At 68.1% G+C, this 14611-nt stretch carries 8 protein-coding genes; 4 read left to right on the top strand and 4 right to left on the bottom strand.

Annotated features, from left to right (window positions below; genetic code table 11):
- Nucleotides 1–32: 32 nt before the first annotated feature.
- The gene (locus WS75_RS19945; RefSeq protein ID WP_059682407.1) at nucleotides 33–1613 is read right to left on the bottom strand and encodes an amino acid permease; all 1581 of its coding nucleotides are present in this window, start codon (nucleotides 1611–1613) and stop codon (nucleotides 33–35) included.
- Between the two features lie 652 nt (nucleotides 1614–2265).
- On the opposite strand from WS75_RS19945, the gene amaB reads away from it, so the two are divergent.
- Nucleotides 2266–3777 (top strand): L-piperidine-6-carboxylate dehydrogenase, encoded by a 1512-nt coding sequence (gene amaB / locus WS75_RS19940; protein WP_059682405.1) that lies wholly within the window; start codon nucleotides 2266–2268, stop codon nucleotides 3775–3777.
- Between the two features lie 133 nt (nucleotides 3778–3910).
- On the opposite strand, the gene WS75_RS19935 is transcribed toward amaB, so the two are convergent.
- The gene (locus WS75_RS19935) at nucleotides 3911–6370 is read right to left on the bottom strand and encodes a DUF3772 domain-containing protein (RefSeq protein WP_059682404.1); all 2460 of its coding nucleotides are present in this window, start codon (nucleotides 6368–6370) and stop codon (nucleotides 3911–3913) included.
- Between the two features lie 419 nt (nucleotides 6371–6789).
- Between WS75_RS19935 and WS75_RS19930 the strand changes: the two genes are divergently transcribed.
- Nucleotides 6790–8208, top strand: coding sequence for an MFS transporter (locus WS75_RS19930; protein WP_059682402.1), 1419 nt, complete (start codon nucleotides 6790–6792; stop codon nucleotides 8206–8208).
- Nucleotides 8209–8535: 327 nt separating this feature from the next.
- Nucleotides 8536–9762 carry a hypothetical protein gene (locus WS75_RS19925; protein WP_059682400.1) on the top strand — a complete coding sequence of 409 codons (1227 nt, stop codon included), beginning with the start codon at nucleotides 8536–8538 and terminating at the stop codon, nucleotides 9760–9762.
- 78 nt (nucleotides 9763–9840) lie between these two features.
- On the opposite strand, the gene WS75_RS19920 is transcribed toward WS75_RS19925, so the two are convergent.
- Nucleotides 9841–12039: a penicillin-binding protein 1A gene (locus WS75_RS19920; RefSeq protein WP_059682398.1), complete on the bottom strand. Its 2199-nt coding sequence runs from the start codon at nucleotides 12037–12039 to the stop codon at nucleotides 9841–9843.
- 97 nt (nucleotides 12040–12136) lie between these two features.
- On the bottom strand, nucleotides 12137–13690 hold the full coding sequence (pdxR, locus tag WS75_RS19915; protein ID WP_059682396.1) for a MocR-like pyridoxine biosynthesis transcription factor PdxR: 1554 nt from the start codon (nucleotides 13688–13690) through the stop codon (nucleotides 12137–12139).
- Nucleotides 13691–13816: 126 nt separating this feature from the next.
- On the opposite strand from pdxR, the gene WS75_RS19910 reads away from it, so the two are divergent.
- On the top strand, nucleotides 13817–14455 hold the full coding sequence (locus WS75_RS19910) for an FMN-binding negative transcriptional regulator (protein ID WP_059682393.1): 639 nt from the start codon (nucleotides 13817–13819) through the stop codon (nucleotides 14453–14455).
- Nucleotides 14456–14611: the final 156 nt, after the last annotated feature.

Here is a 14611-nt window from a genome sequence, read left to right as displayed (position 1 = left end):
CGGTCGGGCGGCGGCCGTTGCACGACCGGGCGTCAGGCACCCGGCGTCGGGTTGGGCGGGGCGGCAACATAGGCCGGATAGCCGGTACGGGCCTTTACCGCCGCTTCGGGCGTCGCGTTGCGCTCGATCCACGGCGCGATCTCCATGTCCTCGTAGCGGACGAGGCGGCATTTGCGCACCAGCGCGTAGCCGAGCCAGATCGCGAGGAAGAACGGCAGGCCGATGTAGGTCGCGGCGATGCCGGCCCAGTCGATCCTGTCGGCGAGGAACGCCTGGTAGTCCTGGCCGAGTGCGACGACCGCGCACAACGCGAATGCGAACAGCGGGCCGAACGGAAACCACTTCGACCGGTATGGCAGCTGGTCGAGCCGATAGCCCTGCTTGAGGAAGCCCTTGCGGAACCGGTAGTGGCTGACCGCGATGCCGAGCCAGGTGATGAAGCCGGCCATGCCCGACGTGTTCAGCAGCCACAGGTAGACGGTTTTGTCGCCGAACAGCGACGTGAGGAAGCACAGCGCGCCGACGGCGGTCGTCGCGTACAGCGCGTTGCGCGGCACGCCGCCCGGCGACAGCTTTGCGAACAGCTTCGGCGCGCGGCCTTCGACCGAGAGGTTGTAGAGCATCCGCGTCGACGCGTACATGCCCGAGTTGCCGGCCGACAGCACGGCCGTCAGGATCACCGCGTTCATCACGCCGGCCGCGAACGCGAGGCCCGCATGACGGAACACGAGCGTAAACGGGCTCACGCCCACGTCGGTGACGTCGCTCTTCAGCAGGCTCGGGTCGGTGTACGGAACCAGCACGCCGATCACGAAGATCGCGAACACGTAGAACAGCAGGATGCGCCAGAAGATCTGGCTGACCGCGCGCGGGATCGTCGTGCGCGGGTTCTCCGATTCGCCGGCCGCGACGCCGATCATTTCGGTGCCCTGGAACGAGAAGCCCGCGATCATCGCGACGCCGAGCATCGTTGCCCAACCGCCCACGAAAGGCGCGTCGCCGATCGTGAAGTTGCCCCAGCCCGCGCTCGGGCCGCCTTGCATGATCCCGAAGATCATCAGCAGGCCGACGCCAACGAACGCGAGCACCGTCAGCACCTTGATCAGCGCGAACCAGTATTCGGCTTCCCCGAAGCCGCGCACCGACAGCGCGTTGAGCGCGAAGATCAGCGCGAGGAAGATCGCGCTCCACCAGACGCCTGGCACGTGCGGAAACCAGTAGTGCATCACGAGCTGCGCGGCGACGAGTTCGACCGCGAGCGTCACGGCCCAGCTGTACCAGTAGTTCCAGCCGAGCGCGAAGCCGAAGCCCTCGTCGACGAATTTCGCGCCGTAGGTCGCGAACGAGCCGGACACCGGCATGAACGCGGCCATTTCGCCGAGGCTCGTCATCAGGAAGTAGACCATCAGGCCGATCACCATGTACGCGAGCATCGCGCCACCGGGGCCGGCTTGCGAGATCGACGCGCCGGACGCGACGAACAGGCCCGTGCCGATCGAGCCGCCGATCGCGATCATCCGCAGATGGCGCGCCTGCAGTGCGCGGTGGAGGGACGGCCTCGCGGGCGGCGAGCCGGACGGATGGGGCGAGTCGGGGCGGGCATCTGAATGCATGGCGGGTGCTGGGCGCTGTCTCCAGGATTGTTTTTTGGCTACGAAGCGTGACGCGTCGCCGGCCGCCAGGGCGGGCAGCAGCACTGCTGTGCGCGCTCGATCCGGATCGTCTGGAACGACCGGTGCACCGGGCCGCCACGCGTGTCGCCTTCGTCTGTCGTCCGGCCGCTGCTCGGCGGCCGTCGGCGCGCCGGGTGCCGGTGCACCTCGACGCCGTCCCGATCGTATGTGCCGGCCGCATGCGCGGCAAACGATATTTCCGCACAGGGTGATGCAACTTTGTCATCAACTTGTCGCGCACCGAAACCGGCCCGGCGGCCCGGCCACCGGCTCCGTACAGGTCCCGTCACCGTCCCGAATCAAGCGGCCTCGCCCTGCCCGGGTGTTGCGTTTTGGGAATGAAGTCGTGAGTTAATATCAATAGCGGCCCGACTTGTGGCCACCGACAATGTGTCTCATGGATCGTGCCTCGCGAGGCCGGGGCGCGCCGTCCGGCCGGGTTTCCGGCGGCGGCGGCGCGCGATGCGCCACGCGGCGCACCGGGCCTGCCGAGCTGCGCATCCGCTTGCACAGGGCGCGCGAACGCGCTCCAATCGAATCACGCGGGCGGCGTTGCCGCCGCACCGATCAATCTGTCCCTGAAGAGGAAGTGATGCAATTCAACGACATTCTTGCTGCGCTCGACATCGATCTCGCCCAGTGGAAAGGCAATGCGCTGACCGCGCGTTCGCCGATCGACGGCGCGACGCTCGCGACGCTGGCGGTTGACTCGCCCGCCGACGCCGAGCGCAAGATCGACGCCGCGCACGACGCATTCCTCAAGTGGCGCACGGTGCCGGCGCCGGTGCGCGGCGAGCTCGTGCGCGTGTTCGGCAACGTGCTGCGCGAGCACAAGGCCGAACTTGGCCGCCTCGTCACGCTCGAAGCCGGCAAGATCACGTCGGAAGGGCTCGGCGAAGTGCAGGAAATGATCGACATCTGCGACTTCGCGGTCGGCCTGTCGCGCCAGCTTTACGGCCTGACGATCGCGTCCGAGCGCCCGGGGCACCGGATGATGGAGACGTGGCACCCGATCGGCGTGTGCGGCGTGATCTCGGCGTTCAACTTCCCGGTCGCGGTGTGGGCCTGGAATGCGGCGCTCGCGTTCGTGTGCGGCGATTCGGTCGTGTGGAAGCCGTCGGAGAAGACGCCGCTCACCGCGATTGCATGCCACGTGCTGCTCGAGAAGGCGATCCGCGAATTCGAGAAGACCCACCCGGGCGTCGCGCCGAAGGGCCTGAGCCAACTGGTGCTCGGCATGCGCGATGTCGGCGAGGTGCTGACGTCGTCGAAGAAGGTGCCGGTCGTCAGCGCGACGGGCAGTGTGCGGATGGGCCAGGAAGTCGCGAAGGTGCTGAGCCAGCGCCTTGCACGCGGCATTCTCGAACTCGGCGGCAACAACGGGATGATCGTCGCGCCGAGCGCCGACCTCGACCTCGTGGTGCGCGCCGTCACGTTCGCGGCGGTCGGCACGGCCGGCCAGCGCTGCACGACGCTGCGCCGCCTGATCGTGCATCGCAGCGTCGTCGACCAGCTGCTGCCGCGCATCGAGAAGGCCTATGCGTCGGTGAAGGTCGGCAGCCCGCTCGAGGAAGGCACGCTCGTCGGCCCGCTGGTCGACCGTGCGTCGTTCGACGCGATGCAGAAGGCACTGGCCGACGCACGCGAGCAGGGCGGCGAAGTGAAGGGCGGTGAGCGCGTCGATGTCGGTCATGCGGATGCGTACTACGTGCGTCCGGCCATCGTGCGGATGCCGAAGCAATCGGCGGTGGTCGAGCGCGAGACGTTTGCGCCGATTCTCTACGTGATGGTCTACGACGACTTCGAGGACGCGATCGAAGTACACAACGCGGTGCCGCAGGGCCTGTCGTCGGCGATCTTCACGAACGACATGCGCGAGGCCGAGCAGTTCATGTCGTCGGCGGGCAGCGATTGCGGGATCGTCAACGTGAACATCGGCACGAGCGGCGCGGAGATCGGCGGCGCGTTCGGCGGCGAGAAGGAAACGGGCGGCGGCCGCGAGTCGGGTTCGGATGCGTGGAAGGCGTACATGCGCCGTGCGACGAACACGATCAACTACAGCCGTCAGCTGCCGCTGGCGCAGGGCGTGAAGTTCGACGTCTGACGGAGGGGCCCGCAAGGGCGCGTTGACGTTCGAATGACAAGGGCCGGTTGCCGCGAAGGTGGTAACCGGCCCTTGTCGTTTTCAGCGATGCGTGCGCGGCAGATGCCCGATCTGCGCCCGCCCGATCACGTATTCAATTGTGAGGGGCGGATCCGTCGATCGCCGGCATGTTCTGCACGACCAGCATCTGCGGCGTCGACAGCGTGATCTGCGACGCCCGCAACTGCTTCAGGATCTCGAACAGCAGGTCGCTCTTCGTCGCGCTCGCGATCCGCGGGCTCGCCACGTAGCCCGTGACGCTCAGCGTGATCCCGTCGGGCGCCAGCTGGCTGAACGTGACCGACGGCGCCGGCTTGTCGAGAATCGCCGGATGCTCGCGATACGCGTCGAGCAGCAGGTCGCGCACCTGCTCGGGGTCGGTGTTCAGCGGGAACGTCAGCATCAGCGTCGCGACGCCCTGCGTGCTGTTGCCCATCGTCACGTTGCGCACGTTCTGCGAGATCAGTTGCGAGTTCGGCACGATCACGGTCGAGCGGTCGCTGAGCTGGATCTCGGTCGCGCGCACGTTGATGCGGCGGATGTCGCCTTCGACGCCCGCGATGCTGACCATGTCGCCCACCTTCACCGGCCGCTCGGTCAGCAGGATCAGCCCCGACACGAAGTTCTTCACGATCTCCTGCAGGCCGAAACCGATACCGACCGACAGCGCGCTGACGATCCACGCAAGGTTGCTCCATCTGACGCCGAGCAGCCCGAGCGCCATCAGCACGAGCAGCACGTAGCCGACGTTGGTGAACAGCGTGATCAGCGACACGCGCATTCCCGCATCCATGCCGAGTGCCGGCATGAATTCGCTGTCGAGCCAGCGGCGCACCGAGCGCAGCAGGTAGAAGCCGATCGCGAACCCGATCACCGCGTTCATGATCCGGTCGGGCATGATGTTCAGGCTCTGCAGCCGCTGGCCGCCGATCATCGCGACCGCGCTGTCGAGCAGGTCGCTCGGCGTCGTGCCGAAGCCGCCCGTCAGCAACGCGATCGCCGCGACCAGCATCAGCAGGCTCGTGCCGAGGCCGGACACGACGGTATGGGCCTGGTCCAGATGCCGGTCGTCGAGCGCGAACAGATGCTTGATCTGCCTGCCGGTCGACAGGTTCGCGGAGAACAGGCTTTCGCTCGCGTCGCGCGTCAGCTGCGTCATGATGTAGACGCTGCACAGCACGATCTCGAACCACACAAGCTCGTACGTGATGAAGCGTGCGACCGTGATGTAGCCGATCAGCAGCGCGCCGAGCGACACGACGATCGCCAGCGTGACGCCCGCATGGATCAGCCCCGCGAGCGTCGAGCGATCCTCGGGTGCCTCGCCGGATGCCGCAAGCGCGCTGCGTACGCGATTCGCGCGCAGGATCGACGCGCCGACGGTCAGCGCGACGACGAGCGATACGATGCCGCGGCCGAACAGCGTGACGGACAGGCTGGTATCGACGATCCGGTTGATCGATTCGAGCGTGCCCGACATCAGCAGCAGCGCGGCCAGCACGCCGGGGAACGGCTTCATCGCGAGCGCGACGGGATCGGCGAGCGCGGGCAGCCGCCACGACGGATGCTTCGTGCAGAGCAGCGCGCGGCCGAGGCCGGCGATCAGCGCGCAGGTTACGGCGAGCTTCGCGAACTGGTCCCACAGATCGGTCATCGACGCCGTGAGCTCGGAGTGGCGGGCGAGCGCGAGATAGAGGATCTGGACGGCGACCGCGGTCGCGAGCAGCGTCGAGAGCGCCGTGGCCAGCGCCAGCGCACTGCGGCGCAGCCGGGTGGGCGGCAGGCGGTTCAGGCAGAACCACGCGAGCCCGCGTTCGACGATGCGGCGGCCGCCGAGCCAGACCGCGAGCGCCGTGATGATCAGCAGCGTGGTGAGCGCGCGCTGGCCGGGTGTCCAGGACGAGCGCAGCATGTCGCGCAGTTCGTTGTTGAAATCGTCGAGCCGCTGCACGTCGTCCGGCGACAGATGGAACAGCGGCAGCCAGAACTGCGCGCCGAAGATGCTGCCGGAACGGAACGCGAGCTGGTTCTTCAGCAGGCTGCGGTGCAGCTTCGAGAACTGGTCGTTCAGGTTCGCGAGGTTGGTCTTCTGGTCGGCGGCCTGCTTCAGCGCCGCGTCGATCTGCGCCTTGCGCGCGTTCAGCGTCGCCCGCTGCTGTTCGACGGCGGGTGTTTCGGGCGATGCGCCCGGGGCCGGCGGCGGGCCGAGCACGTCGAGCTGCGCCTGGACCTGCGTGCGCTGCGGCGCGAGCTGGCTCTGCAGCTTGTCGACGTCGGCGCTCAGTTCCTGGGTCGCGTCACCGAGCTCGTCGAGCTCCTTGCTGTTGGTCGCGTTCGACGTCTGCTGCTTGATGCGGTCCTGTTGCACCTGCATCTGCTTGAGTTGCGCAACGGCGTCGCTGAGCGAAATCGTCGGCACGGGGACGCCGACGCCGCTCGCGCCCGGTGCGGACGCGGCCGTCGGAAATGCCGACGCGGTCGCGATCGCCGCGAACTGCAGCAGTGCGAACAGCGCGATCCGGCGTGCGTACGTGGATAGTCGTTGTATGGACATGGAATGCTTACGTTTTGCCGACAATGTTGGGTGCCGCAAGGCGCCCGGAAGCCGGGAGTTGGCCCGGTAGCATGTTACCGGGGCATGGCGGCCGCGGCGCTGCCGATCGTGCGCCTTGCCTTTCGCGTACAGCGGTGCCCGCACGGGCATGCGATTGCCGCGCGGGCCCTTGCCGGCGGGGCCGTGACGGTCGCATTCGCAGTCCGGCAGCGCAACGTCGTGACGCCGGCGAACCTTACAGATCCGACAGAAGGTTACGCAATTTACACAAAATCCGGCGCGAAAGTGGGGTGTCCGAACCGGTTGACCATGCAACGCGGCCCGCGCGGCGTGCCGGTACAATGCAGCGAATCGCCCGACGGCGGCGCGCTGGCCGCCGGACAACAAAACACACGACACGATCAGGAGACACGACCAAGATGGTCTCAACGGACAGCATTCCACAGGCAGCCGCCTCGTCCTCTTCCATCGGCGCCGGCTCGATTTCGGCCCGCCTCGATCGCCTGCCGCCGACCCGCAGTGTCTGGAAGCTCGTCGTGCTGCTGAGCCTCGGCTTCTTCTTCGAACTCTACGATCTGCTGTACAGCGGCTACGTCGCGCCGGGCCTCGTGAAAAGCGGGATTCTGTCCGCGACGACGCACGGCCTGTTCGGCACCACGGGCGTCGCGAGCTTCATCGCCGCGCTGTTCTCCGGCCTTTTCATCGGCACGATCGCGTGCGGCTTCCTCGCGGACCGCTTCGGCCGCCGCGCGATCTTCACGTGGTCGCTGCTGTGGTACACCGCCGCCAACGTCGTGATGGCGTTCCAGGATACGGCAGGCGGATTGAACTTCTGGCGCTTCGTCGTCGGTCTCGGCCTCGGCGTCGAGATGGTGACGATCGGTACGTACATCTCCGAACTCGTGCCGAAGCAGATCCGCGGCCGCGCGTTCGCGTGCGAGCAGGCGGTCGGGTTCGTCGCGGTGCCGGTGGTCGCGTTCCTCGCGTACCTGCTCGTGCCGCACGCACCGCTCGGCCTCGACGGCTGGCGCTGGGTCGTGCTGATTGGCGCGCACGGCGCGCTGTTCGTGTGGTGGATTCGCCGCGAGTTACCGGAGAGCCCGCGCTGGCTCGCGCAGCAGGGTCGCGTCGACGAAGCCGATCGCATCATGCGCGCGCTCGAGGCGAAGGTCGAAGCCGAATACGGCCGGCCGCTGCCGCCGCCCGCACCGGCCGAGCCGGTGCCGCCGCGCGGCAGCTTCCGCGACATGTGGGTGCCGCCGTATCGTAGCCGCACGATCATGATGACGATCTTCAACGTGTTCCAGACGGTCGGCTTCTACGGCTTCGCGAACTGGGTGCCGACGCTGCTGATCAAGCAGGGCATCACGATCACGTCGAGCCTCATGTATTCGAGCGTGATCGCGCTCGCCGCGCCGCTCGGCCCGCTGATCGGCCTCGTGATCGCCGACCGCTTCGAGCGCAAGTCGGTGATCGTCGCGATGGCGGCGGCGATCGTCGTCTGCGGGCTGCTGTTCAGCCAGACGACGGTGGGCGCGTTCCTGATCGTGCTCGGCATCGGCCTCACGCTCGCGAGCAACATCATGTCGTACAGCTTCCACGCCTATCAGGCCGAGCTGTTCCCGACGTCGATCCGTGCGCGCGCGGTGGGCTTCGTCTACTCATGGAGCCGCTTCTCGGCGATCTTCTCGTCGTTCGTGATCGCGGCCGTGTTGAAGGGCTTCGGCACGTTCGGCGTGTTCGCGTTCATTGCCGGCGCGATGGTGATCGTGATGGCCGCGATCGGATTCATGGGGCCGCGTACCAAAGGCATCGCGCTCGAAACCATTTCGAAGTAGACGCAGGTTGCGCACGCACGTGCCGCATGCGGCACGTGCGTGAATTTCCGGCGCTTCGAGTTGCCGGAAACGCCCGGCGAAGCAACCTGCCATGCAGTGGCGCAGCAAGCGGCAACGAGTTGAAACAAAGCGTGACGAAGCGCAAAACCGCCGAGAAACCGGGGGTTCGGCCCTGCCGATTCGTGTCCGAGCGGGTAGAATGAAAGACCTGACGACTCATTAGCCGCCATTGGACCGAACGCGTTGTACTGCGAACGACTCCACCGGGAAGAGGCGTCGGCGCCGGGCGCATGCGTGCCCCCGGCATGTCGATGGCTCGCACGGGAGATGCGCCGTTTGCAACGTGCGGCGGCCGGATCGGCCGATGGCTTCGATCGCATGATGCTCTCCGACCTGACGCGGCGGTTGCACAAGCCGCGTTGCCGTACCCTGGCGGTCGCCACGTATGTGTGGCTCGCAGCCGCTCTCCCAATCTCCGTTCTCGTCGCACGGCCAGCCTTCGCTGCGTCCGACGTGCCGTCGGCCACTGCTACGTTTTCCTCATCAACGGCTTCGGCCGCGCATCCGGCTTCGCCAGCGCATGTGTCGTCGGAGGCTGCGCCGGCGTCCGCCGTGCATCATGCGTTACCCGCCAGCGGGGCATCGCCGGCATCCGCCGCGTCCGCGGCCTCTCCGGCTTCCGCGGCATCGGCAGCATCCGGCACACCGGCAAGCGAAGCCGAAGCACCCGCACCGACGCCGCCGCGCCGGCACCCGCCGCTGTCGGCTGAGGCGGCGAAGGACGCAACCGCGCGTGCGATCGACATGCGCAAGCGCTTCACGCAGGAAGTCAAACGACGCCTGAACGTGCCCGCGAGCGAGCAGCGCGCGTATGGCGATCGCCTTCAGCACGCGCTCGCCGATGCGGATCTCGGCGACCTGGCCGGCGAATACGTTGCGCTCGTCGACCGCGCGCCGAACGTGCAGGCGCTGTTCATCTACTTCCGCGCGACGCCGTCCAATGCGTGGCTGTTGATCGGCGCGTCGCCGGTCGCCACCGGCTGGCCTGGCCAATACGATCACTTCCTGACGCCGCTCGGCGTGTTCCACCATTCACCCGACAACATGGACTTCCGCGCGGAAGGCACGACGAACGACAACGGCATTCGCGGCTACGGCATGCGCGACATGCGCATCTACGACTTCGGCTGGGTGGACGGCGAGCGGGGCTGGGGCAAGGGCGGCAAGTCGCCGATGCGCTTCCAGATGCACGCGACCGACCCCGATCGCCTCGAGCCGCTGCTCGGCATCCGGCACTCGAAAGGCTGTGTGCGGATTCCTGCTTCGCTGAACACGTTCCTGGACCGGCACGGCATTCTCGACGACGACTATCAGGCGCGCGTCGAGGCTGGCAAGTCGTTGTGGGTGCTGCGCCGCGATCGCGACATCACGCCGATCGCCGGCCGCTATCTCGTCGTGATCGACAGCGCGCGCAAGACGCGTCCGGCATGGTCGCCGGCGCCGGGACGCAAGGCCTGGTCGAAGCTGCCGAAAAGCGGCGACACGGCGGACTGAAGACAGCCGCTCCGACGAAGGCGTTACGTGCCGGGATCGCTTCGTCCGGGAGGACGAAGCGTCGTTGTCGAGCAGTGCTCAGCGGAAGATTTTCAGCCAGTCGAACAGGCCGGGATGCGGACGCCGCCTCGGTGCGGGCGCCGGTGCACTGCGCGGCCGGAAGTCTGGCGAAAACTGCGCGTGCGGATCGATCGCGCGCGCACGCAGCGCGGCATCATAGAACGAGCCGACGATCGGCAGCGCACTGTGCGCGCCCGCGCCCCAGTAGTCGCTGCGCAGCGTCACGCTGCCATCGTCGAAGCCGACCCATGCACCGGCCACCAGTTGCGGATGCATCAGGATGAACCAGCCGTCCGTGTTGTCCTGCGTCGTGCCGGTCTTGCCCGCGACGTCGACGCGAATCCCGTAGCGCGAGCGGATGTCGGCACCCGTCCCATAATCGACGACGCCGCGCATCACGTCGACCAGCGTCTGTGCCGCGGCCACTGGCAGCGCGCGTTCGGGCGGCGCGCTGCCGAACGCGGCGAGCACCTTGCCGTCGCGGTCCTCGATGCGCGTGATCATCTGCGGTGCGACGTACACGCCGCGGTTCGCGATCGTCCCGTACGCAGACACCATTTCCTTCAACGTGACGGGGCTCGTGCCGAGCGCGAGCGACGGCACCGCGTCGAGCGCGCTGTCGCGCACGCCCATCGCGCGCGCGAGCTGCGCGACCCTGGCCGCGCCTTCGCGCTGCATCACCTGCGCGGTGATGCGATTGCGCGACAGCGCAAGCGCGTCGCGCAGCGTCATCGGTGCGTCGGTCGGCGGCTCGACATCGGTCGGGTGCCACACCGCGTGCGCGCCGATCGGGATTGCGACGGGGCGATCGACGAACGTATCGCCCGGCCGCATGCCGTCCGCGAACGCGGCGCCATAGACGAACGGTTTGAACGTCGAGCCCGGCTGGCGTCGCGCCTGCACGACGTGATCGAACGGCTCGCTCCCGAAATCGGGGCTGCCGACCCACGCGCGAATCGCGCCGTTGCGCGGATCGATCGCGACGAAGCCCGCCTGCACCTGCGTCTTGCGCTCGCACAACGCGTGGATGAACGCGCGATTCGCGCCGAGCTGCTTCAGCGCCGCCACATCGGCGAGCCCCGCGTCGCGCGCGGCGCGATAGTCGGGCGTCTGCCGGATGAAGCCGCGGAACAGGTCGTTGCGCAGCCCGCAGCCGGACGGGTTGTGCCACGCGCTGTCGGCGATCGCCTGCAGGCGATCGGTCTGCTGCGTCAGCGCTTGCGTCGCCATGTCCTGCAGCTGCGCATCGAGCGTCGTGCGCACGACGAGGCCGTCGGCGTAGAGATCGTAATTGTTGCGGTCGGCCCATGCGATCAGCCACTTGCGCAGCTGCACCGCGAAGTGCGGGGCGGGGCCGGGTTGCGCGGTCTGCGGCTCGAAGTCGACCAGCAGCGGCCGGCGCTGCAACTGCACGAGCTGCCGCGGCGACAGCATGCCCATCGCCGCCATCCGGGCGAGCACGATGTTGCGGCGCTGTACCGCGCGCTCCGGGTTCAGCACCGGGTTGTAGTAGCTGTTGCCCTTCAGCATCCCGACGAGCGTCGCGCTTTCGACGATGTCGAGCTGGTCCGCCGACTTGCCGAAATAGGTGCGCGCGGCCATCTCGACGCCGTACGCGTTGTACAGGAACGGCACCGTGTTCAGGTACGTCTCGAGAATTTCGTCCTTGCTGTACACGGCCTCGATCTTGAATGCCGTGATCAGCTCCTTCACCTTGCGCGTGAGCGTCGGCGCGCGGCCGACTTCGTCCGGATACAGGTTGCGTGCGAGCTGCTGCGTGATCGTCGAGCCGCCCTGGCGGCTGCCCGAGAACGTGTGCAGCCCGGCCGCGAGCGTGCGGCGCCAATCGATGCCGTGATGCGCGTAGAAGCGGTGGTCCTCGGTCGCGATCAGCGCGTCGACCATGTGCGGCGATATCTGCTTGAGCGGCACCCATTCGCGATTGACGGGCCGAAATTCGGCGATCAGTTGACCGTCGGCCGACAGCACGCGCGCGGGGCGGTCGATGCGTGCCTTGCGGATGTCGCCGATGCTCGGCGTGAACGGGACGAACGCGAGCAGGACCAGCAGGCCGAGCACCGGTATCGCGGCGAGCGTCAGGGCGACACCGCGGCGCGTCGGATGGCGCAGGCGATGCCAGGCGCCGGCGCCCAGCAAGCGGGCGCCGGTGCGGCAGCGAAGCCACAGGTCTCGAAGAAACGGCACGAAGCGATTCACGGCGGCAGGAACGCGAGCGGAAAAGGCGCGATCCTAGCAAACCGCGCACCGTTGCCTGCCGCCAGACAGCCCGTTTTCTTGCAGGATTTACAGACGATTACGTTTGTTTCCCGCGGACAACCTTTAGTCGTATGCGTCGCCGCGATTCTTCCGATGAAACGGTGCCGGCCGCTTCGCCGACCACATCCGCGAGGCGCTGCGCGGCCGCTTCCATCCGTGCGCGATCGAACCCGCCGAAGCCGAGCACGAGGCCCGGGCGCGCGGTGCCCGGCGCGAACATCGGCGACACCGCGCGCACCGCGACGCCCGCCTGCGCGGCGCGCGCCACCACGTCGAGATCGTCGATCCCTTCCGCGAGCCACAGCACGACGTGCATCCCCTGATCGCCCGGCTGCACCCACGCGCGCTCGCGCGGCAGCCGCTTGCCGAGCGTGTCGATCAGCAACGCGCGCTGTTGCGCGTAGACGCCGCGCACACGGCGAATGTGGCGGTCGAGATGCCCTTTCGCGATGAAGGCGGCAAGCACGTGCTGATCGGCGGTCGGCGCGTGCCGATCCATCAGCACGCGCGCACCGCAGAACGCGGGCACGAGATCGCCGGGCGCGATCACGTAGCCGAGCCGCAGCGACGGGAACAGGATCTTGCTGAACGTGCCGAGATAGACCACGTGTTCCGGATCCAGCCCTTGCAGCGACGGAAACGGATAGCCCTCGTAGCGCAGCTCGCTGTCGTAGTCGTCCTCGACCACCCACGCGCGATGCGCGCGCGCCCAGCCGAGCAGCGCGTTGCGCCGCGCCATGCTCATCGGCATCCCGAGCGGGTACTGGTGCGACGGCGTGACGAACGCCGCGCGTGCGTTCGGCGCGAGACGGATGCCGGCCTCGACGTCGATGCCGTCCGCGTCGACCGGCACGCGGACCATCGCGTCACGCCGCCCGGTGCTCTCGAGCAGTGCAGTGATGCCGCGATAGGCGGGATTCTCGACCCACGCGCGATCGTTCGGGCCGAGCAGGACCTGGCTCGCGAGGTGCAGCCCTTGTTGCGTGCCGCTCGTGATCACGACCTGATCGGCGCTGCAGCGCACCGAGCGCGAGCGGCGCACGTAATCGGCGATCGCTTCGCGCAGCGGCAGCGCGCCTTGCGGATCCGCATAACCGGACGGCGCACCGGCGCCGCGGGCGCGCAGGCGGTTGCCGAGCCGGCGCCAGATGTCGTCGGGTGCGGTGAGCCCGACCGGCACCGAGATCGCGAACGGCACGGCCGGCAACGGACGGAATTCGCGGGCGATACGCGCGAACGTCGCGGCCGGTTCGGGCAGCCCGGCGTGTGCGGTACGCCGCCGGGCGGCGGGTGGTTCGACGGCCGGCGGAGAAGGCTCGGCGAGCGCGTTCGCGACGCGCGTGCCGGCGCCGCCGCGCGACGCCAGGAAGCCTTCGGCGACGAGCTGCGCATACGCGTCGACGACGGTGCCGCGCGCGACCTGGAGCGACGTCGCGAGCAGCCGCGTGGACGGCAGCGTGTCGCCGGGCCGCACGTCGCCGCGCCGCACCGCTTCCCGCAACGCCTGCGCGAGCTGGCGGCTCAGGTCGCCGGCCGCACGGTCGAGCACGCCGAGCGACGGGATTTCGACGATCCGGGCGGTTCTGGCCATGATTCTGGTCTGCTGAAATTGTTCGAAACCGGCTCTACAGAATAAACCAGTTAGCGGTCACAATCTGCGCATGAGGGGCCGATTTCGGCCCGTTCCCTGCGAACCCTGTCCGACCGTGGAGCCGCCATGTATGTCCCTGCCGATTTCGCCGAATCCCGCCCCGACGTGCTGCGCGAACTGATCGTCGATCATCCGTTCGGCACCCTGGTCACGCACGGGAAGAGCGGGCTCGACGCGAACCATCTCCCGTTCGAGTTGCTGCCGGGCGACGGCGGCCTCGGCGAACTGCATGCGCACGTCGCGCGTGCGAATCCGGTCTGGCAGGAGGTCGCGAACGGCGACGGCGTGCTCGTGATCTTCCGCGCCGGCGACGCGTACATTTCGCCGAACTGGTACCCGAGCAAGCACGCCGCGCATCGGCAGGTGCCGACGTGGAACTACGTGGTCGTGCATGCGCACGGCCGCATCACGGTGCGCGACGACGAGAAGTTCGTGCGCCGCGTGGTCGCGCGGCTGACGCGCACGCACGAGGCGTCGCAGCCGGCGCCCTGGAAGATGGCCGACGCGCCGAAGGACTATCTCGACACGATGCTGCAGTCGATCGTCGGGCTGCAGATCGAGATCACGCGGCTCGTCGGCAAGCGCAAGCTCGGCCAGAACAAGGCGGTCGACGATATCCGCGGCGCCGGCGACGCGCTGATCGCGGACGGGAATCTCGCGATCGGGGAGGCGATGCTGGCGGAGGCGGATGCGAAGCGGGGGTAAGAAATGGGGGTGAGAAACGCGGTGCGCGGTCGCAGTGTGACGGTCGCGCGCATTGCGGCAAGCGCCGGCAGTGGCGCGCGACGTCCGGTTCGTCGCACGTCGAAGGGGGGCGGACGACGTTGCTCGGGGCGGGGTGGTTTGTGTATGGTGTGGTCG

The sequence above is a fragment of the Burkholderia sp. FL-7-2-10-S1-D7 genome, assembly GCF_001524185.1.
Taxonomy (GTDB): Bacteria; Pseudomonadota; Gammaproteobacteria; order Burkholderiales; family Burkholderiaceae; genus Burkholderia; species Burkholderia diffusa.
The sequence above is the reverse complement of the archived record's forward strand: the minus strand, read 5'-3'. Positions and strand labels throughout refer to the sequence as shown.

What these genes read in the sequence shown, in the direction of transcription:
- amaB (WP_059682405.1), top strand. Translation starts at nt 2,266, where the DNA reads ATGCAATTCAACGACATTCTTGCTGCGCTCGACATCGATCTCGCCCAG.
- WS75_RS19930 (WP_059682402.1), top strand. Translation starts at nt 6,790, where the DNA reads ATGGTCTCAACGGACAGCATTCCACAGGCAGCCGCCTCGTCCTCTTCC.
- pdxR (WP_059682396.1), bottom strand. Translation starts at nt 13,690, where the DNA reads ATGGCCAGAACCGCCCGGATCGTCGAAATCCCGTCGCTCGGCGTGCTC.
- WS75_RS19945 (WP_059682407.1), bottom strand. Translation starts at nt 1,613, where the DNA reads ATGCATTCAGATGCCCGCCCCGACTCGCCCCATCCGTCCGGCTCGCCG.
- WS75_RS19935 (WP_059682404.1), bottom strand. Translation starts at nt 6,370, where the DNA reads ATGTCCATACAACGACTATCCACGTACGCACGCCGGATCGCGCTGTTC.
- WS75_RS19925 (WP_059682400.1), top strand. Translation starts at nt 8,536, where the DNA reads ATGCGCCGTTTGCAACGTGCGGCGGCCGGATCGGCCGATGGCTTCGAT.
- WS75_RS19910 (WP_059682393.1), top strand. Translation starts at nt 13,817, where the DNA reads ATGTATGTCCCTGCCGATTTCGCCGAATCCCGCCCCGACGTGCTGCGC.